Source organism: Providencia sp. PROV061 (assembly GCF_011045655.1).
Lineage (GTDB): Bacteria > Pseudomonadota > Gammaproteobacteria > Enterobacterales > Enterobacteriaceae > Providencia > Providencia hangzhouensis.
This window is the reverse complement of record NZ_CP042861.1, coordinates 29,971-50,790: the sequence shown is the minus strand read 5'-3', so window position 1 is coordinate 50,790 and position 20,820 is coordinate 29,971. Positions and strand designations below refer to the sequence as shown.

Here is a 20,820-nt window from a genome sequence, read left to right as displayed (position 1 = left end):
TTAACTGCCGGTCCAGCCTAAACCGCTCTAATAAGGTTCGATTTGGCGGTAAAATCTCTAGCCTGATAGCTCGAGAGATACAAACTGCCCCACCGCCCCGTTTAAAAGTTGGCAGTGTTGAGCAGTGTTGGATTTGGGGTCGTCAGTCAAAGAGACGACTCTGTGATGGATCGAACAGGCTGGGAGTCAGTGGCGGCGCTCGTTCTGGTGGCAGCTCACGCTGCTTGGCGGCATTCGCCTTGGCTGTTTTCTGTTTCAGATGCTTGAGAATCTGCTCAATGACCTTCGGATCTTCGATGCTGGCAATCACTTTGACGTGACCGCCGCAGTGTTCGCAGACTTCAATATCAATATTGAAGACTCGCTTGAGGCGTTGCATCCAGGTCATGGCGCGGTGGCGCTCTGCAGGACTCTTGTCACGCCAGTTAGTATCGAGACCTTCCGATTTGTCGGGCTTCTTGCCCCGCTTGGCGGGTGTTACTTGAACTCGGTGTTTGCTGTTCGGTGCAAAGACGCCGTGGAAGCGTGTGAGGTTGACTCGCGGCTTAGGTACCAACGCAGCGAGTTTGGCGATGAAGTCCAGCGGCTCGAAGATCACATGGGTGGTGCCATTGCGGTACGGAGTTTTGAGCTCGTAACGCACCTGCCCATTGGCGGTTAATGCCAGACGTTTTTCTGAAACCGCTGGCCGACTAATGTAGCGACACAAGCGCTCAAGCTTATCCCGCTGATGCGCTTCGGCCATCACACCGGCGTGTAGCGAGAAACCAGCATGGTTGGCTACTCGACTGCTTGAGTCGGCTTTATCCTCACGCCCTGGCAAGGTTTGCAGGGTGAAGACTTTGCGCCCTTGCTGGGGGCCGACGGCAATGCGATACGTAACCGAAGCACCATGTAATTGAGTCAGCGTATCGTCTTCGCCCTCTTCCAGTGTCAACCACGTATTCTCGGCATCACGCTCCAAAATCCCACGCTTTTCCATGCAGCGAGCGATGCGATGGCTGAGGGTGTGAGCGAGCGTATTCAGCTCATCGTAAGTGGGTGCCTTGACACGATGGAAGCGTTGCTTGCCATAGTCATCTTCGGCATAGACACCATCGAGAAACAGCATGTGGTAGTGGACATTGAGATTTAGCGCGGAGCCAAAGCGTTGGATAAGAGTCACTGAGCCAGTTTGTGCAGAGGCTTTGGTGTAACCGGCTTTTTTGATCAGATGAGTTGAGAGTGTACGATAGACGATACTCAAGACCTGGCCCATCAGCTGGGGATGGCGAGCCAGCAAAAAGCGTAGCTGGAAAGGAAAGCTGAGCACCCACTGGCGAATGGGCTCCTTGGGGAAGACTTCGTCTATCAGCAGCGCCGCACTCTCGGCCATCCGGCGGGCACCGCAGCTAGGGCAAAAGCCGCGTCGTTTACAGCTGAAGGCGACCAGACGCTCGTGATGACAATCCTCGCAGCGAACCCGCATGAAACCATACTCCAGACGGCCACATTGGAGGAGGTCGTTGAATTCTTGTTGGATGTAGCGAGGCAGGTGTTGACCTTGGGCTTCGAGTGAGGCTTTGAAGGCTGGGTAGTGCTGCTCAACCAGCTGGTAGAGCAGCGTCTGGTCGGGTTGGTGGCGTTCGTAACCGTTTGTTTGAGTGGGCGATTGACTCGCCGTGGCGTTCCTTGCCAGCGACATGGGTATCCTCCGCTGATACTGTGGTTATGTACAGTATCAGCGGCTTGCGTTCAGACGTCCAGTCTGGCCCTAGACATCGCTAAATGCTTAACCCGCAATAGCCCTCACGAGTTGTTATCAGCCACTACCGGTTGAGCGAGAAGGTTTTGGGTTCAGGGTGCTATTGCTCCACCAATCACAATACTGAAGCCCCAACTGTTATCAGTTGGGGCTTTTTCTTGTCTGTTTGCGGCGGTTGCGTTTTATCGGTAGTCGTCGAGCTCTGCACCATCCCACATAAGAGCTTAACGGTGCGATCTTCAACGCCATCACACAAAACTTTCTTTTTCACGCACAGTCAACTTATTGGATGTTTTATTAACAACCCAAAAGGAGATATTTAGCGGGCGGCCGGAAGGTGAATGCTAGGCATGATCTAACCCTCGGTCTCTGGCGTCGCGACTGCGAAATTTCGCGAGGGTTTCCGAGAAGGTGATTGCGCTTCGCAGATCTCCAGGCGCGTGGGTGCGGACGTAGTCAGCGCCATTGCCGATCGCGTGAAGTTCCGCCGCAAGGCTCGCTGGACCCAGATCCTTTACAGGAAGGCCAACGGTGGCGCCCAAGAAGGATTTCCGCGACACCGAGACCAATAGCGGAAGCCCCAACGCCGACTTCAGCTTTTGAAGGTTCGACAGCACGTGCAGCGATGTTTCCGGTGCGGGGCTCAAGAAAAATCCCATCCCCGGGCAAAGGCAGAATCAGTGCGCAAGGCTTTAACTGAAGCTCTGAAATATTTACCTGCAGAACTGCGTAAAACGTTGACCTATGACCGTGGACGTGAGATGTCAGAACATAAAATACTCGAAGAAGATTTAGGCATAGATGTATATTTCTGTGACCCACATTCACCCTGGCAAAAAGGCACATGCGAAAATATGAATGGTTTAATTAGGCAATATTTACCTAAAGGGATTGATTTAAATCAGGCAGATCAGCATTATTTAAATCAAGTTGCCATGTCACTGAATACTCGTCCTAGAAAGGCGTTAGATTGGCTTACACCATTAGAGAAATTTGCTCAGCTTGTTGATTATCATATGGCTTTTGAAACTGTCGCACCTCATGTTTGAATTCGCCCCATATTTTTGCTACAGTGAACCAAATTAAGATCATCTATTTACTAGGCCTCGCATTTGCGGGGTTTTTAATGCTGAATAAAAGGAAAACTTGATGGAATTGCCCAATATTATGCACCCGGTCGCGAAGCTGAGCACCGCATTAGCCGCTGCATTGATGCTGAGCGGGTGCATGCCCGGTGAAATCCGCCCGACGATTGGCCAGCAAATGGAAACTGGCGACCAACGGTTTGGCGATCTGGTTTTCCGCCAGCTCGCACCGAATGTCTGGCAGCACACTTCCTATCTCGACATGCCGGGTTTCGGGGCAGTCGCTTCCAACGGTTTGATCGTCAGGGATGGCGGCCGCGTGCTGGTGGTCGATACCGCCTGGACCGATGACCAGACCGCCCAGATCCTCAACTGGATCAAGCAGGAGATCAACCTGCCGGTCGCGCTGGCGGTGGTGACTCACGCGCATCAGGACAAGATGGGCGGTATGGACGCGCTGCATGCGGCGGGGATTGCGACTTATGCCAATGCGTTGTCGAACCAGCTTGCCCCGCAAGAGGGGATGGTTGCGGCGCAACACAGCCTGACTTTCGCCGCCAATGGCTGGGTCGAACCAGCAACCGCGCCCAACTTTGGCCCGCTCAAGGTATTTTACCCCGGCCCCGGCCACACCAGTGACAATATCACCGTTGGGATCGACGGCACCGACATCGCTTTTGGTGGCTGCCTGATCAAGGACAGCAAGGCCAAGTCGCTCGGCAATCTCGGTGATGCCGACACTGAGCACTACGCCGCGTCAGCGCGCGCGTTTGGTGCGGCGTTCCCCAAGGCCAGCATGATCGTGATGAGCCATTCCGCCCCCGATAGCCGCGCCGCAATCACTCATACGGCCCGCATGGCCGACAAGCTGCGCTGAGCCATGGCTGACCACGTCACCCCCAATCTGCCATCGCGCGATTTCGATGTGACAGAGGCGTTTTATGCGAAGCTGGGCTTTGCGACGAGTTGGAAGGATCGCGGCTGGATGATCCTGCAGCGCGGCGGTTTGCAGCTCGAATTCTTCCCCTATCCTGACCTCGACCCAGCTACGAGCTCGTTCGGCTGTTGCCTGCGGTTGGATGATCTCGATGCCATGGTGGCATTGGTGAACGCGGCGGGAGCCGAGGAAAAAAGCACCGGCTGGCCGCGCTTCAAAGCTCCGCAACTGGAGGCGAGCGGCCTGAGGATCGGCTACCTGATCGATCCCGACTGCACGCTGGTGCGGCTGATCCAGAACCCCGACTGACCGCATGCCCGCGAAAATCAAGATTTGCGGGATCAGCACACCCGAGGCGCTCGATGCGACCATCGCGGCGCGGGCGGACTATGCCGGGTTGGTGTTCTATCCAGCGTCGCCCCGTGCGGTTACGTCGAATGTCGCGGGCGCTTTGACATCGCGCGCAGCTGGCCAGATCGCCATGGTCGGTTTGTTCGTCGATGCGGATGATGCTGTCATCGCCGACGCACTGGTGGCAGCCAAGCTGAACGCGCTGCAGCTGCACGGTTCGGAATCGCCCGAACGCGTGGCCCAGTTGCGCGCGCGGTTTGGCAAGCCGGTGTGGAAGGCGCTGCCCGTCGCCAGCGCCAGCGATGTCGCACGCGCCGCAGCCTATGCCGGGGCGGCGGACTTGATCTTGTTCGACGCCAAGACCCCCAAAGGCGCGCTGCCCGGCGGCATGGGGTTGGCGTTCGACTGGTCGCTGCTGGCCGGATATCGCGGTGCCTTGCCGTGGGGGCTGGCAGGCGGGCTAAATCCGACGAATGTTGCCGAGGCGATTGCGCGCACCGGAGCGCCGCTGGTCGATACCTCCAGCGGCGTCGAAAGCGCGCCGGGCGTCAAGGATACCGACAAGATTACCAATTTCGCCTTTGCGGTGCGCTTGGCCTAAATCGCGTCGATCAATAGGCGTCGTTCAGCGCAAAGATCGGCTTGCGGGTGCGCCACTGCCCTCGGGTGAAGTCGGGAAAATCTAACGTGCGATTGCCCTCAGCAATCGATTGTTCCGACAGAGGCGTGATCGCGCTCCAGGCCAGCGCGTCGTAAATGTCGATTGGCATCGGGGCCTTGGCCTTCAGCGCCTCGACAAAAGCGTGGATCACGAACCAGTCCATCCCGCCATGCCCGGCCCCTGCCGCCAGATCGGCGTAGCGTTTCCATAGCGGGTGATCGTATTTCGCAAACCAGCCCTCGGCAGGCTCCCAGCGGTGCGGCTGTGGGCTCTTGCCCTCCAGATAGATCGACTTGTTGACGTCCATCCACAGCCCCTCGGTGCCTTGCACCCGAAAGCCGAGAGAATAGGGGCGCGGCAGCGAGGTGTCGTGGCACAGCATGATCGTTTCACCATTAGTGCAGCCGATCATGGTGTTGACCACATCACCCAGTGCGAATTTCACCTCGGCGTTGGGATGATCGGCAGAGCCGTTCTTGACGACATAATCATGCAGCCCGCGCGCCTTACAGCCGAAGCCGCCAGCGCCCGCTTCGCCCGGCAACGCGACCTTCAGGGTGCGGGTCTGCGGCGGGTAGCACACGCCGGCATCGGCGCAGCCCTGGTACTTCACGGTCAGGGTGGTCGCGCTCGCGCCGGCCGCGGGCGTGCCGGTGAGGGTGCCGAGCAATTCCTTGCGGTAGGTTTCGACGTCGCCGAAGAATTCGTCGCGGTAGGCCTTGCCCTTCGGCAGCGCCATGGTCGCGCCGGTGAAGGCGGCATCGGCCTTGACCGAGGTGCGGTGCCGGGTATAGGAAGTATAAACCACCTTTTTGCTCCTCATCCGAAGTATCTTACCTGAAATTCCCTCACTCGTTTACCGCTCAAGCCCCAATTTTAACTGCCGGTCCAGCCTAAACCGCTCTAATAAGGTTCGATTTGGCGGTAAAATCTCTAGCCTGATAGCTCGAGAGATACAAACTGCCCCACCGCCCCGTTTAAAAGTTGGCAGTGTTGAGCAGTGTTGGATTTGGGGTCGTCAGTCAAAGAGACGACTCTGTGATGGATCGAACAGGCTGGGAGTCAGTGGCGGCGCTCGTTCTGGTGGCAGCTCACGCTGCTTGGCGGCATTCGCCTTGGCTGTTTTCTGTTTCAGATGCTTGAGAATCTGCTCAATGACCTTCGGATCTTCGATGCTGGCAATCACTTTGACGTGACCGCCGCAGTGTTCGCAGACTTCAATATCAATATTGAAGACTCGCTTGAGGCGTTGCATCCAGGTCATGGCGCGGTGGCGCTCTGCAGGACTCTTGTCACGCCAGTTAGTATCGAGACCTTCCGATTTGTCGGGCTTCTTGCCCCGCTTGGCGGGTGTTACTTGAACTCGGTGTTTGCTGTTCGGTGCAAAGACGCCGTGGAAGCGTGTGAGGTTGACTCGCGGCTTAGGTACCAACGCAGCGAGTTTGGCGATGAAGTCCAGCGGCTCGAAGATCACATGGGTGGTGCCATTGCGGTACGGAGTTTTGAGCTCGTAACGCACCTGCCCATTGGCGGTTAATGCCAGACGTTTTTCTGAAACCGCTGGCCGACTAATGTAGCGACACAAGCGCTCAAGCTTATCCCGCTGATGCGCTTCGGCCATCACACCGGCGTGTAGCGAGAAACCAGCATGGTTGGCTACTCGACTGCTTGAGTCGGCTTTATCCTCACGCCCTGGCAAGGTTTGCAGGGTGAAGACTTTGCGCCCTTGCTGGGGGCCGACGGCAATGCGATACGTAACCGAAGCACCATGTAATTGAGTCAGCGTATCGTCTTCGCCCTCTTCCAGTGTCAACCACGTATTCTCGGCATCACGCTCCAAAATCCCACGCTTTTCCATGCAGCGAGCGATGCGATGGCTGAGGGTGTGAGCGAGCGTATTCAGCTCATCGTAAGTGGGTGCCTTGACACGATGGAAGCGTTGCTTGCCATAGTCATCTTCGGCATAGACACCATCGAGAAACAGCATGTGGTAGTGGACATTGAGATTTAGCGCGGAGCCAAAGCGTTGGATAAGAGTCACTGAGCCAGTTTGTGCAGAGGCTTTGGTGTAACCGGCTTTTTTGATCAGATGAGTTGAGAGTGTACGATAGACGATACTCAAGACCTGGCCCATCAGCTGGGGATGGCGAGCCAGCAAAAAGCGTAGCTGGAAAGGAAAGCTGAGCACCCACTGGCGAATGGGCTCCTTGGGGAAGACTTCGTCTATCAGCAGCGCCGCACTCTCGGCCATCCGGCGGGCACCGCAGCTAGGGCAAAAGCCGCGTCGTTTACAGCTGAAGGCGACCAGACGCTCGTGATGACAATCCTCGCAGCGAACCCGCATGAAACCATACTCCAGACGGCCACATTGGAGGAGGTCGTTGAATTCTTGTTGGATGTAGCGAGGCAGGTGTTGACCTTGGGCTTCGAGTGAGGCTTTGAAGGCTGGGTAGTGCTGCTCAACCAGCTGGTAGAGCAGCGTCTGGTCGGGTTGGTGGCGTTCGTAACCGTTTGTTTGAGTGGGCGATTGACTCGCCGTGGCGTTCCTTGCCAGCGACATGGGTATCCTCCGCTGATACTGTGGTTATGTACAGTATCAGCGGCTTGCGTTCAGACGTCCAGTCTGGCCCTAGACATCGCTAAATGCTTAACCCGCAATAGCCCTCACGAGTTGTTATCAGCCACTACCGGTTGAGCGATAAGGTTTTGGGTTCAGGGTGCTATTGCTCCACCAATCACAATACTGAAGCCCCAACTGTTATCAGTTGGGGCTTTTTCTTGTCTGTTTGCGGCGGTTGCGTTTTATCGGTAGTCGTCGAGCTCTGCACCATCCCACATAAGAGCTTAACGGTGCGATCTTCAACGCCATCACACAAAACTTTCTTTTTCACGCACAGTCAACTTATTGGATGTTTTATTAACAACCCAAAAGGAGATATTTAGCGGGCGGCCGGAAGGTGAATGCTAGGCATGATCTAACCCTCGGTCTCTGGCGTCGCGACTGCGAAATTTCGCGAGGGTTTCCGAGAAGGTGATTGCGCTTCGCAGATCTCCAGGCGCGTGGGTGCGGACGTAGTCAGCGCCATTGCCGATCGCGTGAAGTTCCGCCGCAAGGCTCGCTGGACCCAGATCCTTTACAGGAAGGCCAACGGTGGCGCCCAAGAAGGATTTCCGCGACACCGAGACCAATAGCGGAAGCCCCAACGCCGACTTCAGCTTTTGAAGGTTCGACAGCACGTGCAGCGATGTTTCCGGTGCGGGGCTCAAGAAAAATCCCATCCCCGGGCAAAGGCAGAATCAGTGCGCAAGGCTTTAACTGAAGCTCTGAAATATTTACCTGCAGAACTGCGTAAAACGTTGACCTATGACCGTGGACGTGAGATGTCAGAACATAAAATACTCGAAGAAGATTTAGGCATAGATGTATATTTCTGTGACCCACATTCACCCTGGCAAAAAGGCACATGCGAAAATATGAATGGTTTAATTAGGCAATATTTACCTAAAGGGATTGATTTAAATCAGGCAGATCAGCATTATTTAAATCAAGTTGCCATGTCACTGAATACTCGTCCTAGAAAGGCGTTAGATTGGCTTACACCATTAGAGAAATTTGCTCAGCTTGTTGATTATCATATGGCTTTTGAAACTGTCGCACCTCATGTTTGAATTCGCCCCATATTTTTGCTACAGTGAACCAAATTAAGATCATCTATTTACTAGGCCTCGCATTTGCGGGGTTTTTAATGCTGAATAAAAGGAAAACTTGATGGAATTGCCCAATATTATGCACCCGGTCGCGAAGCTGAGCACCGCATTAGCCGCTGCATTGATGCTGAGCGGGTGCATGCCCGGTGAAATCCGCCCGACGATTGGCCAGCAAATGGAAACTGGCGACCAACGGTTTGGCGATCTGGTTTTCCGCCAGCTCGCACCGAATGTCTGGCAGCACACTTCCTATCTCGACATGCCGGGTTTCGGGGCAGTCGCTTCCAACGGTTTGATCGTCAGGGATGGCGGCCGCGTGCTGGTGGTCGATACCGCCTGGACCGATGACCAGACCGCCCAGATCCTCAACTGGATCAAGCAGGAGATCAACCTGCCGGTCGCGCTGGCGGTGGTGACTCACGCGCATCAGGACAAGATGGGCGGTATGGACGCGCTGCATGCGGCGGGGATTGCGACTTATGCCAATGCGTTGTCGAACCAGCTTGCCCCGCAAGAGGGGATGGTTGCGGCGCAACACAGCCTGACTTTCGCCGCCAATGGCTGGGTCGAACCAGCAACCGCGCCCAACTTTGGCCCGCTCAAGGTATTTTACCCCGGCCCCGGCCACACCAGTGACAATATCACCGTTGGGATCGACGGCACCGACATCGCTTTTGGTGGCTGCCTGATCAAGGACAGCAAGGCCAAGTCGCTCGGCAATCTCGGTGATGCCGACACTGAGCACTACGCCGCGTCAGCGCGCGCGTTTGGTGCGGCGTTCCCCAAGGCCAGCATGATCGTGATGAGCCATTCCGCCCCCGATAGCCGCGCCGCAATCACTCATACGGCCCGCATGGCCGACAAGCTGCGCTGAGCCATGGCTGACCACGTCACCCCCAATCTGCCATCGCGCGATTTCGATGTGACAGAGGCGTTTTATGCGAAGCTGGGCTTTGCGACGAGTTGGAAGGATCGCGGCTGGATGATCCTGCAGCGCGGCGGTTTGCAGCTCGAATTCTTCCCCTATCCTGACCTCGACCCAGCTACGAGCTCGTTCGGCTGTTGCCTGCGGTTGGATGATCTCGATGCCATGGTGGCATTGGTGAACGCGGCGGGAGCCGAGGAAAAAAGCACCGGCTGGCCGCGCTTCAAAGCTCCGCAACTGGAGGCGAGCGGCCTGAGGATCGGCTACCTGATCGATCCCGACTGCACGCTGGTGCGGCTGATCCAGAACCCCGACTGACCGCATGCCCGCGAAAATCAAGATTTGCGGGATCAGCACACCCGAGGCGCTCGATGCGACCATCGCGGCGCGGGCGGACTATGCCGGGTTGGTGTTCTATCCAGCGTCGCCCCGTGCGGTTACGTCGAATGTCGCGGGCGCTTTGACATCGCGCGCAGCTGGCCAGATCGCCATGGTCGGTTTGTTCGTCGATGCGGATGATGCTGTCATCGCCGACGCACTGGTGGCAGCCAAGCTGAACGCGCTGCAGCTGCACGGTTCGGAATCGCCCGAACGCGTGGCCCAGTTGCGCGCGCGGTTTGGCAAGCCGGTGTGGAAGGCGCTGCCCGTCGCCAGCGCCAGCGATGTCGCACGCGCCGCAGCCTATGCCGGGGCGGCGGACTTGATCTTGTTCGACGCCAAGACCCCCAAAGGCGCGCTGCCCGGCGGCATGGGGTTGGCGTTCGACTGGTCGCTGCTGGCCGGATATCGCGGTGCCTTGCCGTGGGGGCTGGCAGGCGGGCTAAATCCGACGAATGTTGCCGAGGCGATTGCGCGCACCGGAGCGCCGCTGGTCGATACCTCCAGCGGCGTCGAAAGCGCGCCGGGCGTCAAGGATACCGACAAGATTACCAATTTCGCCTTTGCGGTGCGCTTGGCCTAAATCGCGTCGATCAATAGGCGTCGTTCAGCGCAAAGATCGGCTTGCGGGTGCGCCACTGCCCTCGGGTGAAGTCGGGAAAATCTAACGTGCGATTGCCCTCAGCAATCGATTGTTCCGACAGAGGCGTGATCGCGCTCCAGGCCAGCGCGTCGTAAATGTCGATTGGCATCGGGGCCTTGGCCTTCAGCGCCTCGACAAAAGCGTGGATCACGAACCAGTCCATCCCGCCATGCCCGGCCCCTGCCGCCAGATCGGCGTAGCGTTTCCATAGCGGGTGATCGTATTTCGCAAACCAGCCCTCGGCAGGCTCCCAGCGGTGCGGCTGTGGGCTCTTGCCCTCCAGATAGATCGACTTGTTGACGTCCATCCACAGCCCCTCGGTGCCTTGCACCCGAAAGCCGAGAGAATAGGGGCGCGGCAGCGAGGTGTCGTGGCACAGCATGATCGTTTCACCATTAGTGCAGCCGATCATGGTGTTGACCACATCACCCAGTGCGAATTTCACCTCGGCGTTGGGATGATCGGCAGAGCCGTTCTTGACGACATAATCATGCAGCCCGCGCGCCTTACAGCCGAAGCCGCCAGCGCCCGCTTCGCCCGGCAACGCGACCTTCAGGGTGCGGGTCTGCGGCGGGTAGCACACGCCGGCATCGGCGCAGCCCTGGTACTTCACGGTCAGGGTGGTCGCGCTCGCGCCGGCCGCGGGCGTGCCGGTGAGGGTGCCGAGCAATTCCTTGCGGTAGGTTTCGACGTCGCCGAAGAATTCGTCGCGGTAGGCCTTGCCCTTCGGCAGCGCCATGGTCGCGCCGGTGAAGGCGGCATCGGCCTTGACCGAGGTGCGGTGCCGGGTATAGGAAGTATAAACCACCTTTTTGCTCCTCATCCGAAGTATCTTACCTGAAATTCCCTCACTCGTTTACCGCTCAAGCCCCAATTTTAACTGCCGGTCCAGCCTAAACCGCTCTAATAAGGTTCGATTTGGCGGTAAAATCTCTAGCCTGATAGCTCGAGAGATACAAACTGCCCCACCGCCCCGTTTAAAAGTTGGCAGTGTTGAGCAGTGTTGGATTTGGGGTCGTCAGTCAAAGAGACGACTCTGTGATGGATCGAACAGGCTGGGAGTCAGTGGCGGCGCTCGTTCTGGTGGCAGCTCACGCTGCTTGGCGGCATTCGCCTTGGCTGTTTTCTGTTTCAGATGCTTGAGAATCTGCTCAATGACCTTCGGATCTTCGATGCTGGCAATCACTTTGACGTGACCGCCGCAGTGTTCGCAGACTTCAATATCAATATTGAAGACTCGCTTGAGGCGTTGCATCCAGGTCATGGCGCGGTGGCGCTCTGCAGGACTCTTGTCACGCCAGTTAGTATCGAGACCTTCCGATTTGTCGGGCTTCTTGCCCCGCTTGGCGGGTGTTACTTGAACTCGGTGTTTGCTGTTCGGTGCAAAGACGCCGTGGAAGCGTGTGAGGTTGACTCGCGGCTTAGGTACCAACGCAGCGAGTTTGGCGATGAAGTCCAGCGGCTCGAAGATCACATGGGTGGTGCCATTGCGGTACGGAGTTTTGAGCTCGTAACGCACCTGCCCATTGGCGGTTAATGCCAGACGTTTTTCTGAAACCGCTGGCCGACTAATGTAGCGACACAAGCGCTCAAGCTTATCCCGCTGATGCGCTTCGGCCATCACACCGGCGTGTAGCGAGAAACCAGCATGGTTGGCTACTCGACTGCTTGAGTCGGCTTTATCCTCACGCCCTGGCAAGGTTTGCAGGGTGAAGACTTTGCGCCCTTGCTGGGGGCCGACGGCAATGCGATACGTAACCGAAGCACCATGTAATTGAGTCAGCGTATCGTCTTCGCCCTCTTCCAGTGTCAACCACGTATTCTCGGCATCACGCTCCAAAATCCCACGCTTTTCCATGCAGCGAGCGATGCGATGGCTGAGGGTGTGAGCGAGCGTATTCAGCTCATCGTAAGTGGGTGCCTTGACACGATGGAAGCGTTGCTTGCCATAGTCATCTTCGGCATAGACACCATCGAGAAACAGCATGTGGTAGTGGACATTGAGATTTAGCGCGGAGCCAAAGCGTTGGATAAGAGTCACTGAGCCAGTTTGTGCAGAGGCTTTGGTGTAACCGGCTTTTTTGATCAGATGAGTTGAGAGTGTACGATAGACGATACTCAAGACCTGGCCCATCAGCTGGGGATGGCGAGCCAGCAAAAAGCGTAGCTGGAAAGGAAAGCTGAGCACCCACTGGCGAATGGGCTCCTTGGGGAAGACTTCGTCTATCAGCAGCGCCGCACTCTCGGCCATCCGGCGGGCACCGCAGCTAGGGCAAAAGCCGCGTCGTTTACAGCTGAAGGCGACCAGACGCTCGTGATGACAATCCTCGCAGCGAACCCGCATGAAACCATACTCCAGACGGCCACATTGGAGGAGGTCGTTGAATTCTTGTTGGATGTAGCGAGGCAGGTGTTGACCTTGGGCTTCGAGTGAGGCTTTGAAGGCTGGGTAGTGCTGCTCAACCAGCTGGTAGAGCAGCGTCTGGTCGGGTTGGTGGCGTTCGTAACCGTTTGTTTGAGTGGGCGATTGACTCGCCGTGGCGTTCCTTGCCAGCGACATGGGTATCCTCCGCTGATACTGTGGTTATGTACAGTATCAGCGGCTTGCGTTCAGACGTCCAGTCTGGCCCTAGACATCGCTAAATGCTTAACCCGCAATAGCCCTCACGAGTTGTTATCAGCCACTACCGGTTGAGCGAGAAGGTTTTGGGTTCAGGGTGCTATTGCTCCACCAATCACAATACTGAAGCCCCAACTGTTATCAGTTGGGGCTTTTTCTTGTCTGTTTGCGGCGGTTGCGTTTTATCGGTAGTCGTCGAGCTCTGCACCATCCCACATAAGAGCTTAACGGTGCGATCTTCAACGCCATCACACAAAACTTTCTTTTTCACGCACAGTCAACTTATTGGATGTTTTATTAACAACCCAAAAGGAGATATTTAGCGGGCGGCCGGAAGGTGAATGCTAGGCATGATCTAACCCTCGGTCTCTGGCGTCGCGACTGCGAAATTTCGCGAGGGTTTCCGAGAAGGTGATTGCGCTTCGCAGATCTCCAGGCGCGTGGGTGCGGACGTAGTCAGCGCCATTGCCGATCGCGTGAAGTTCCGCCGCAAGGCTCGCTGGACCCAGATCCTTTACAGGAAGGCCAACGGTGGCGCCCAAGAAGGATTTCCGCGACACCGAGACCAATAGCGGAAGCCCCAACGCCGACTTCAGCTTTTGAAGGTTCGACAGCACGTGCAGCGATGTTTCCGGTGCGGGGCTCAAGAAAAATCCCATCCCCGGATCGAGGATGAGCCGGTCGGCAGCGACCCCGCTCCGTCGCAAGGCGGAAACCCGCGCCTCGAAGAACCGCACAATCTCGTCGAGCGCGTCTTCGGGTCGAAGGTGACCGGTGCGGGTGGCGATGCCATCCCGCTGCGCTGAGTGCATAACCACCAGCCTGCAGTCCGCCTCAGCAATATCGGGATAGAGCGCAGGGTCAGGAAATCCTTGGATATCGTTCAGGTAGCCCACGCCGCGCTTGAGCGCATAGCGCTGGGTTTCCGGTTGGAAGCTGTCGATTGAAACACGGTGCATCTGATCGGACAGGGCGTCTAAGAGCGGCGCAATACGTCTGATCTCATCGGCCGGCGATACAGGCCTCGCGTCCGGATGGCTGGCGGCCGGTCCGACATCCACGACGTCTGATCCGACTCGCAGCATTTCGATCGCCGCGGTGACAGCGCCGGCGGGGTCTAGCCGCCGGCTCTCATCGAAGAAGGAGTCCTCGGTGAGATTCAGAATGCCGAACACCGTCACCATGGCGTCGGCCTCCGCAGCGACTTCCACGATGGGGATCGGGCGAGCAAAAAGGCAGCAATTATGAGCCCCATACCTACAAAGCCCCACGCATCAAGCTTTTGCCCATGAAGCAACCAGGCAATGGCTGTAATTATGACGACGCCGAGTCCCGACCAGACTGCATAAGCAACACCGACAGGGATGGATTTCAGAACCAGAGAAAGAAAATAAAATGCGATGCCATAACCGATTATGACAACGGCGGAAGGGGCAAGCTTAGTAAAGCCCTCGCTAGATTTTAATGCGGATGTTGCGATTACTTCGCCAACTATTGCGATAACAAGAAAAAGCCAGCCTTTCATGATATATCTCCCAATTTGTGTAGGGCTTATTATGCACGCTTAAAAATAATAAAAGCAGACTTGACCTGATAGTTTGGCTGTGAGCAATTATGTGCTTAGTGCATCTAACGCTTGAGTTAAGCCGCGCCGCGAAGCGGCGTCGGCTTGAACGAATTGTTAGACATTATTTGCCGACTACCTTGGTGATCTCGCCTTTCACGTAGTGGACAAATTCTTCCAACTGATCTGCGCGCGAGGCCAAGCGATCTTCTTCTTGTCCAAGATAAGCCTGTCTAGCTTCAAGTATGACGGGCTGATACTGGGCCGGCAGGCGCTCCATTGCCCAGTCGGCAGCGACATCCTTCGGCGCGATTTTGCCGGTTACTGCGCTGTACCAAATGCGGGACAACGTAAGCACTACATTTCGCTCATCGCCAGCCCAGTCGGGCGGCGAGTTCCATAGCGTTAAGGTTTCATTTAGCGCCTCAAATAGATCCTGTTCAGGAACCGGATCAAAGAGTTCCTCCGCCGCTGGACCTACCAAGGCAACGCTATGTTCTCTTGCTTTTGTCAGCAAGATAGCCAGATCAATGTCGATCGTGGCTGGCTCGAAGATACCTGCAAGAATGTCATTGCGCTGCCATTCTCCAAATTGCAGTTCGCGCTTAGCTGGATAACGCCACGGAATGATGTCGTCGTGCACAACAATGGTGACTTCTACAGCGCGGAGAATCTCGCTCTCTCCAGGGGAAGCCGAAGTTTCCAAAAGGTCGTTGATCAAAGCTCGCCGCGTTGTTTCATCAAGCCTTACGGTCACCGTAACCAGCAAATCAATATCACTGTGTGGCTTCAGGCCGCCATCCACTGCGGAGCCGTACAAATGTACGGCCAGCAACGTCGGTTCGAGATGGCGCTCGATGACGCCAACTACCTCTGATAGTTGAGTCGATACTTCGGCGATCACCGCTTCCCTCATGATGTTTAACATTTTATTAACCCTTTTGCCAGATTTGGTAACTATAATTTATGTTAGAGGCGAAGTCTTGGGTAAAAACTGGCCTAAAATTGCTGGGGATTTCAGGAAAGTAAACATCACCTTCCGGCTCGATGTCTATTGTAGATATATGTAGTGTATCTACTTGATCGATCAGGCTTTTGTATATCTCCCCACCACCTGAAACAATGACATGATCCGTTATTTTCTTTAGGTTGGTTAAAGCATCTTTAATTGATGGAAAGATCAATACGTTCTCATTGTCAGATGTAAAACTTGAACGTGTTACGACCGCATACTTTCGGTTGGGTAATGCTCCCATTGATTCAAAAGTCTTGCGTCCAACCAACAGCCATTGGTTATAGGTAATAGCTTTAAACAGGAGCTGTTCACCTTTGGCACTCCATGGAATATCAGGGCCATTCCCGATAACTCCATTCTTCGATATAGCTACCATTAGTGATAGTTTCACAATTCTTCCTCAGAGGTTAACATTTTATTGTGCGGCGTCGCAGATTCATTTAGCAACCTTTTTGTCTGCGCAATTACAATTCTCGGAAGCTCGATATTCAGAGGTCCAGCCACACTCCTGAACAATTCGAGACTCCACTTCCACGTTTCATGATAGGCTACACATAGTGCTTTTGGTTCCGCGCTGCCTGTGCATGCCAGGTAGCGATTATACGAGTCCTCCGAGACATCCTTTTCGAGCGCGCGTGAAGGTGTCGGCCAGTGGTCTGTTGCCCCTTCATGGAGGCGAACCAACTTGAGTAAGTTTTCATGTGCTTTGCTGAGCAAAGCCCAGGCGCGAGCATACTCTCCCCGATTTAAAAGATTTGCCCCAAAGAGCATCAGGCTGATGAGGTTCAATACAAGTCCTTCCACCAGCGGCGCGCCTTCACGTTTCGGGGGACTGCCCACGAGAGCACTCGCGTACCTTGACAACTCTCCTGATCGGTCCAACAAAACAGCCTCCTCAAGCGAGGGAAACCACCCGTAGCCTTGCCAAGTGGAAATGACCGGTATGTCCGATTTTCGCATGAAATGGAATTCACCGCGAATGCCGTTTTCAAAAAGCGCGGTGTGGTGGCCGAAGTCATCCGGAAAGTAAGCTGCAACCGGACTTACAGCATTAAGCCACGAGCGCTGATCGAAATTTTCAAAATGATCATCCTGGATGAACACTGCAAATTCGATATCAGAGAACTCGTCACCCTCTCCGATAGCAAATGAGCCGAACATCAGCGCCGCGATTATTCGTGCATCCTCATGGCAAGCTTCCTTGAAGCGTTCGATCATTTTCTGCTGAAGCATTGAAACATCCTTTTGTTGAAGCCACTGATTCTGCGGAAAGGTATACGCAGCTTTTGTTTTATTCTTACGCACAACATTTTATTAGTAAGCATGCTCGTTTTGTCACCCGCTGATGCTTACCGTTAATTAATATAATCACTTGTATTAAATAGACTTTCTTTAAAAATACAAGACACTCTGTTATTACAAATCGTGCATGCCGTCTATCCTGCTTGCACGATGCACATTATCTCACCCAAAGAACTCATAACATTTTAATTTATTTAGCATTAAATTAAAACTCTACCGGTAAACAAGCATCTCTAGGCGTAAAAAACAGGCACTTTTTTAAATCCCAGCTAGAATAGGCTGTATAGGCAGACAGTTGCAAGACAAGGAGCGTTTTATGTCTAACAGTCCATTTTTAAATTCTATACGCACGGATATGCGACAAAAAGGTTATGCGCTGAAAACTGAAAAAACTTACCTGCACTGGATTAAGCGTTTTATTCTGTTTCACAAAAAACGTCATCCTCAGACCATGGGCAGTGAAGAGGTCAGGCTGTTTTTATCCAGCTTAGCAAACAGCAGACATGTAGCCATAAACACGCAGAAAATCGCTTTAAATGCCCTAGCTTTTTTGTACAACAGGTTTTTACAACAGCCGTTGGGCGATATTGATTATATCCCTGCAAGCAAGCCTAGACGGCTACCCTCTGTTATCTCTGCAAATGAAGTGCAACGCATTTTGCAGGTTATGGATACTCGCAACCAAGTTATTTTTACGCTGCTGTATGGTGCAGGTTTGCGCATTAATGAATGCTTGCGTTTGCGGGTTAAAGATTTTGATTTTGATAATGGCTGCATCACTGTGCATGACGGTAAGGGTGGGAAAAGCAGAAACAGCCTACTGCCCACGCGCCTAATCCCAGCAATAAAATAACTCATTGAGCAAGCGCGGCTTATTCAGCAAGACGACAACTTACAAGGCGTAGGGCCATCGCTGCCTTTTGCTTTAGATCACAAATACCCTTCTGCTTATCGACAAGCGGCGTGGATGTTTGTCTTTCCCTCCAGCACGCTCTGCAACCACCCGTATAACGGCAAATTATGCCGCCATCATCTGCATGACTCCGTTGCGCGAAAGGCATTGAAGGCAGCCGTACAAAAAGCAGGCATCGTTAGCAAGCGTGTCACTTGTCATACATTTCGTCACTCGTTTGCTACGCATCTATTACAAGCGGGGCGTGATATTCGCACTGTGCAAGAACTCTTAGGGCATAACGATGTTAAGACCACGCAAATCTATACGCATGTGTTGGGTCAGCATTTTGCCGGCACCACCAGTCCTGCGGATGGACTGATGCTACTTATCAATCAGTAAAAGTAGATAAATATCTTTATGTAGCCCTGAGTAGCCCCTGATACTTTTTATGGTGAAAAAGATAAACAATCATAGAGGGGATAAATATGAGCCAGTTCTACCATTGTTCAGATAAGTTTAAGCAAGATACTGTCAATCACAGTGACCATTCATGGTCATTACACTTCCTCCAGTTGCCAGACAATGCCTAACATAAAAACGCAAAAGCCCAAAAGTCAGAGCTTAGGTGTTCTAGGCGTTTTCTAAGCGCTGAAGAAATACGTCTTACCGTAGATTGCGTGCGTTTCTGAAGCACATTTTCCTTATACATGGCTTTATCCCAGGCAGCTTCATCAAGCTCTTGGAGTAACAAGCCAGTAATAATGCGACACTCTCGGGTTTGTAGCGAGCCGCTGGTGAGATCGGAGTTATAGCGGAAAGGGGTCATTTGTAATTATTTGTGGGTGGAGGATAGTTAACTTATTATTGTAGTTGGAAGAGGCTGCTTTCCAAACATTAGCACCTCGTAATGCTTGTTACTGTATATTAATTTATGCTCTTAGCGCATGTTAATGGGCTATTACAATGCATAATGTCCACATCAAGATAACTGTGGCTTAACACCTGTACAAGCGAAAAAAATCAATCACCTGTCCGGAAATACGGGATCACTGTAAAGTGTTGGTGAGGCAGTCTAGGAGGGGGATTTAATTTGGGATACTGATGAAAGGATTATGATCAGTTGGATATAGGATCGTACTAAGCTGAGCGGCAGGTTAGCTAGATTAGTTAACCAGATAAGTGAAATCTAGTTCCAAACTATTTTGTCATTTTTAATTTTCGTATTAGCTTACGACGCTACACCCAGTTCCCATCTATTTTGTCACTCTTCCCTAAATAATCCTTAAAAACTCCATTTCCACCCCTCCCAGTTCCCAACTATTTTGTCCGCCCACATGATATAGATTGACTACTTTTCAGGTATAAAACGCCCGATGAACATCATCGGGCGTTTTATAATTTAATAATAAGTTCATTATATAGCTGTATTTATTTTTGCTTTAAAATAAAACTTAAACTTTCACTAGGCTCTGTGTGTTACCTAATTCATAATTAGATGTAATTTATATTTTCTTAAGTTTTAAATAGTGGCGGGTATATTCGGGAAACTCATTATAAAGCTGTTCACTACCAAGAGAGTTACGTCTTGCTTCAATTGGTAATGAGGCAAAATCTGCATCAATTAAGTATAATTTTCCTTGTTTATCTTTTTTCACGTTGCCATCAACTTGATAGTCATGCAATATTCTTCCTCTAGATTTAACAAATTGATAAGCCTCTTTTCCTGTAACTGATTGCCCATCAATAAATTTTGAAATTAAAACTTGAATACCATTTTTCGAGGTTATGACTCTTGAGTAATCATTGTCATTATTAATTTGGTTTAGTATTCTTCTACTACGACCTAGACAAGCAAAGTAAGTTTCTAGATGATATTTATTTTTAGGGATTTTAATGGCAAAGTTGCCTACTCGATAAGCAACACCATAAGTACCACTACCAATACAATTTTTTTTATCTAATATTAGTGAGTCATTATTAATATTATCAATTAATAATTTGTTATTTTCATCAATTTGAAGTATTTTTTTATTTGTAATTTCATTAGTGAATATCTTGATGTGCTTGGTATTTTCTAATTTATTCAGATTGGAGCTATTGTTTGGATTAATTGTTTTTTTGTTAATAGTTTCTCTGTTAGATAACTTTTTGATTCTGTTGATAATTGATATTATTGGGTTTTTGTTTATACAAAAATTAATTTTTTTTATCCCATTTAAAAATGGGAAACAATCTGTTTTTACTTCAGTGGGGGTACTTACATTATTCCTTATATAAATACTTGTATCTTTTCTCATCATAATCCTCCATTTTTATTAATTATATAAAATGGTTATATAATGTAATATCAAAAAAAGATAATAGTATTAATTTTTTAGTAAATTTTCCAAATCACTAAATATAGATTGCCATTCATTATCATCAATTTCCATGAATCCCATATAGCGCAGCATAAAAGCGCCTTCTGTTGCTAGAAAAACAATTCTGGCCTGTTTACCTTTTTCTGTTGAGGTGTCTAACTTAGCAAGCCGTTCACGGTACCAAATACGCGTACTTTCCAGATATTCAGGGGTTTGTAATAAGGATGCCATTAAGGAAGCGCCTTTTGCCATCGAGACTTTGTCGTGCTGGTGGGTCGCTTGCATATGCGCAAAAATTTTCCCTTCAGGGGAGTTATCTTGTTCAATTGTTTGATTGAAAATTTCATCATAGGACTGGCCCCAACGCTCAAACATTGCATCGATTAAGGCATCTTTATTGCCAAAACAATATTGAACCCCACCTTTAGATATCCCCATCGCTTTGGCGACTGCGTCGATAGTGAGCGCTGTAGCGCCTTGCTGTAGAACAATGTCTTCAGCAGTATCAAGTAATTTTTCTCTATCGATTGTTCGTTGACGTCCCATTTAGAAAAACCTCTTTTCAATACGTACGTATGGATTTATATTGTAGCACGATCAGCACAGAAATCATGATCAAATAAACTCATTGA

General features: G+C 52.2%; 18 protein-coding genes and 6 pseudogenes. 9 read left to right on the top strand and 15 right to left on the bottom strand.

The genetic code is table 11. From position 1 onward, the window contains the following. Nucleotides 1–142: 142 nt before the first annotated feature. Together FVA72_RS00215 and FVA72_RS00210 are read right to left on the bottom strand one after the other, a co-directional pair. Nucleotides 143–1,684, bottom strand: coding sequence for an IS91-like element ISCR1 family transposase (locus FVA72_RS00215; protein ID WP_000050481.1), 1,542 nt, complete (start codon nt 1,682–1,684; stop codon nt 143–145). A 404-nt stretch (nt 1,685–2,088) separates the two neighbouring features. After that, nucleotides 2,089–2,415, bottom strand: a pseudogene (locus tag FVA72_RS00210) (dihydropteroate synthase); the annotation flags it as partial. Here FVA72_RS00210 and FVA72_RS00205 point away from each other — a divergent pair. The 4 genes and pseudogenes from FVA72_RS00205 to FVA72_RS00190 form a co-directional block, all read left to right on the top strand. After that, nucleotides 2,404–2,793, top strand: a pseudogene (locus tag FVA72_RS00205) (IS30 family transposase); the annotation flags it as partial. The pseudogenes FVA72_RS00210 and FVA72_RS00205 sit on opposite strands and share 12 nt — an antisense overlap. A gap of 100 nt (nt 2,794–2,893) precedes the next feature. Then, nucleotides 2,894–3,706, top strand: coding sequence for a subclass B1 metallo-beta-lactamase NDM-1 (locus tag FVA72_RS00200; protein ID WP_004201164.1), 813 nt, complete (start codon nt 2,894–2,896; stop codon nt 3,704–3,706). A 3-nt stretch (nt 3,707–3,709) separates the two neighbouring features. Continuing rightward, entirely contained in the window at nt 3,710–4,075 is a 366-nt protein-coding gene (ble, locus tag FVA72_RS00195; RefSeq protein WP_004201167.1) for a bleomycin binding protein Ble-MBL, read from the top strand. Between the two features lie 4 nt (nt 4,076–4,079). After that, nucleotides 4,080–4,718 (top strand): phosphoribosylanthranilate isomerase, encoded by a 639-nt coding sequence (locus FVA72_RS00190; protein ID WP_004201168.1) that lies wholly within the window; start codon nt 4,080–4,082, stop codon nt 4,716–4,718. 10 nt (nt 4,719–4,728) lie between these two features. On the opposite strand, the gene FVA72_RS00185 is transcribed toward FVA72_RS00190, so the two are convergent. The 3 genes and pseudogenes from FVA72_RS00185 to FVA72_RS00175 form a co-directional block, all read right to left on the bottom strand. Further along, the gene (locus FVA72_RS00185) at nt 4,729–5,586 is read right to left on the bottom strand and encodes a protein-disulfide reductase DsbD domain-containing protein (protein WP_165119627.1); all 858 of its coding nucleotides are present in this window, start codon (nt 5,584–5,586) and stop codon (nt 4,729–4,731) included. Between the two features lie 210 nt (nt 5,587–5,796). Next, entirely contained in the window at nt 5,797–7,338 is a 1,542-nt protein-coding gene (locus FVA72_RS00180) for an IS91-like element ISCR1 family transposase (RefSeq protein ID WP_000050481.1), read from the bottom strand. 404 nt (nt 7,339–7,742) lie between these two features. Continuing rightward, nucleotides 7,743–8,069 (bottom strand): annotated as a pseudogene (locus FVA72_RS00175) (dihydropteroate synthase); the annotation flags it as partial. Between FVA72_RS00175 and FVA72_RS00170 the strand changes: the two are divergent. From FVA72_RS00170 to FVA72_RS00155, 4 genes and pseudogenes are all read left to right on the top strand, one after another. Next, a pseudogene (locus FVA72_RS00170) lies at nt 8,058–8,447 on the top strand (IS30 family transposase); the annotation flags it as partial. The pseudogenes FVA72_RS00175 and FVA72_RS00170 overlap by 12 nt on opposite strands. A 100-nt stretch (nt 8,448–8,547) precedes the next feature. Continuing rightward, nucleotides 8,548–9,360: a subclass B1 metallo-beta-lactamase NDM-1 gene (locus FVA72_RS00165; RefSeq protein ID WP_004201164.1), complete on the top strand. Its 813-nt coding sequence runs from the start codon at nt 8,548–8,550 to the stop codon at nt 9,358–9,360. 3 nt (nt 9,361–9,363) lie between these two features. Next, on the top strand, nt 9,364–9,729 hold the full coding sequence (gene ble, locus FVA72_RS00160) for a bleomycin binding protein Ble-MBL (RefSeq protein ID WP_004201167.1): 366 nt from the start codon (nt 9,364–9,366) through the stop codon (nt 9,727–9,729). A gap of 4 nt (nt 9,730–9,733) precedes the next feature. Continuing rightward, nucleotides 9,734–10,372: a phosphoribosylanthranilate isomerase gene (locus FVA72_RS00155; protein ID WP_004201168.1), complete on the top strand. Its 639-nt coding sequence runs from the start codon at nt 9,734–9,736 to the stop codon at nt 10,370–10,372. A 10-nt stretch (nt 10,373–10,382) separates the two neighbouring features. Here the strand turns inward: FVA72_RS00155 and FVA72_RS00150 are convergent, their stop codons facing one another. From FVA72_RS00150 to lnu(F), 7 genes and pseudogenes are all read right to left on the bottom strand, one after another. Beyond that, nucleotides 10,383–11,240: a protein-disulfide reductase DsbD domain-containing protein gene (locus FVA72_RS00150; protein WP_165119627.1), complete on the bottom strand. Its 858-nt coding sequence runs from the start codon at nt 11,238–11,240 to the stop codon at nt 10,383–10,385. 210 nt (nt 11,241–11,450) lie between these two features. Then, nucleotides 11,451–12,992, bottom strand: coding sequence for an IS91-like element ISCR1 family transposase (locus FVA72_RS00145; protein WP_000050481.1), 1,542 nt, complete (start codon nt 12,990–12,992; stop codon nt 11,451–11,453). 404 nt (nt 12,993–13,396) lie between these two features. Continuing rightward, nucleotides 13,397–14,236 (bottom strand): sulfonamide-resistant dihydropteroate synthase Sul1, encoded by an 840-nt coding sequence (sul1, locus tag FVA72_RS00140; RefSeq protein WP_000259031.1) that lies wholly within the window; start codon nt 14,234–14,236, stop codon nt 13,397–13,399. Continuing rightward, nucleotides 14,230–14,577: a quaternary ammonium compound efflux SMR transporter QacE delta 1 gene (locus FVA72_RS00135; RefSeq protein ID WP_000679427.1), complete on the bottom strand. Its 348-nt coding sequence runs from the start codon at nt 14,575–14,577 to the stop codon at nt 14,230–14,232. The genes sul1 and FVA72_RS00135 overlap by 7 nt, the downstream gene beginning before the upstream one ends. A 116-nt stretch (nt 14,578–14,693) precedes the next feature. Next, nucleotides 14,694–15,532 (bottom strand): annotated as a pseudogene (gene aadA1, locus FVA72_RS00130) (ANT(3'')-Ia family aminoglycoside nucleotidyltransferase AadA1). 16 nt (nt 15,533–15,548) lie between these two features. Continuing rightward, nucleotides 15,549–16,022, bottom strand: a complete 474-nt coding sequence (dfrA1, locus tag FVA72_RS00125; protein ID WP_000777554.1) for a trimethoprim-resistant dihydrofolate reductase DfrA1 — start codon at nt 16,020–16,022, stop codon at nt 15,549–15,551. After that, on the bottom strand, nt 16,019–16,864 hold the full coding sequence (lnu(F), locus tag FVA72_RS00120) for a lincosamide nucleotidyltransferase Lnu(F) (protein WP_070342364.1): 846 nt from the start codon (nt 16,862–16,864) through the stop codon (nt 16,019–16,021). The genes dfrA1 and lnu(F) overlap by 4 nt, the downstream gene beginning before the upstream one ends. Nucleotides 16,865–17,249: 385 nt before the next feature. Between lnu(F) and intI2 the strand changes: the two are divergent. Next, a pseudogene (gene intI2 / locus FVA72_RS00115) lies at nt 17,250–18,227 on the top strand (class 2 integron integrase IntI2). Nucleotides 18,228–18,414: 187 nt separating this feature from the next. Here the strand turns inward: intI2 and FVA72_RS00110 are convergent. The 3 genes from FVA72_RS00110 to FVA72_RS00100 all read right to left on the bottom strand — a co-directional run bounded on the left by FVA72_RS00110 (nt 18,415) and on the right by FVA72_RS00100 (nt 20,734). Further along, nucleotides 18,415–18,654: a BrxA family protein gene (locus FVA72_RS00110; RefSeq protein WP_001353740.1), complete on the bottom strand. Its 240-nt coding sequence runs from the start codon at nt 18,652–18,654 to the stop codon at nt 18,415–18,417. 676 nt (nt 18,655–19,330) lie between these two features. Further along, complete coding sequence (locus FVA72_RS00105) at nt 19,331–20,128, bottom strand: hypothetical protein (RefSeq protein WP_137018850.1); 798 nt, start codon at nt 20,126–20,128, stop codon at nt 19,331–19,333. A gap of 66 nt (nt 20,129–20,194) precedes the next feature. Continuing rightward, nucleotides 20,195–20,734 carry a TetR/AcrR family transcriptional regulator gene (locus FVA72_RS00100; protein WP_110592759.1) on the bottom strand — a complete coding sequence of 180 codons (540 nt, stop codon included), beginning with the start codon at nt 20,732–20,734 and terminating at the stop codon, nt 20,195–20,197. Nucleotides 20,735–20,820 lie beyond the last annotated feature (86 nt).

Bases quoted from the DNA above. Each gene is read 5' to 3' on its own strand.
- FVA72_RS00145 (WP_000050481.1), bottom strand. From the start codon at position 12,992: ATGTCGCTGGCAAGGAACGCCACGGCGAGTCAATCGCCCACTCAAACA.
- FVA72_RS00165 (WP_004201164.1), top strand. From the start codon at position 8,548: ATGGAATTGCCCAATATTATGCACCCGGTCGCGAAGCTGAGCACCGCA.
- FVA72_RS00105 (WP_137018850.1), bottom strand. From the start codon at position 20,128: ATGATGAGAAAAGATACAAGTATTTATATAAGGAATAATGTAAGTACC.
- FVA72_RS00135 (WP_000679427.1), bottom strand. From the start codon at position 14,577: ATGAAAGGCTGGCTTTTTCTTGTTATCGCAATAGTTGGCGAAGTAATC.
- FVA72_RS00155 (WP_004201168.1), top strand. From the start codon at position 9,734: ATGCCCGCGAAAATCAAGATTTGCGGGATCAGCACACCCGAGGCGCTC.
- FVA72_RS00180 (WP_000050481.1), bottom strand. From the start codon at position 7,338: ATGTCGCTGGCAAGGAACGCCACGGCGAGTCAATCGCCCACTCAAACA.
- ble (WP_004201167.1), top strand. From the start codon at position 3,710: ATGGCTGACCACGTCACCCCCAATCTGCCATCGCGCGATTTCGATGTG.
- FVA72_RS00100 (WP_110592759.1), bottom strand. From the start codon at position 20,734: ATGGGACGTCAACGAACAATCGATAGAGAAAAATTACTTGATACTGCT.
- sul1 (WP_000259031.1), bottom strand. From the start codon at position 14,236: ATGGTGACGGTGTTCGGCATTCTGAATCTCACCGAGGACTCCTTCTTC.
- FVA72_RS00200 (WP_004201164.1), top strand. From the start codon at position 2,894: ATGGAATTGCCCAATATTATGCACCCGGTCGCGAAGCTGAGCACCGCA.
- ble (WP_004201167.1), top strand. From the start codon at position 9,364: ATGGCTGACCACGTCACCCCCAATCTGCCATCGCGCGATTTCGATGTG.
- FVA72_RS00110 (WP_001353740.1), bottom strand. From the start codon at position 18,654: ATGACCCCTTTCCGCTATAACTCCGATCTCACCAGCGGCTCGCTACAA.
- FVA72_RS00215 (WP_000050481.1), bottom strand. From the start codon at position 1,684: ATGTCGCTGGCAAGGAACGCCACGGCGAGTCAATCGCCCACTCAAACA.
- FVA72_RS00190 (WP_004201168.1), top strand. From the start codon at position 4,080: ATGCCCGCGAAAATCAAGATTTGCGGGATCAGCACACCCGAGGCGCTC.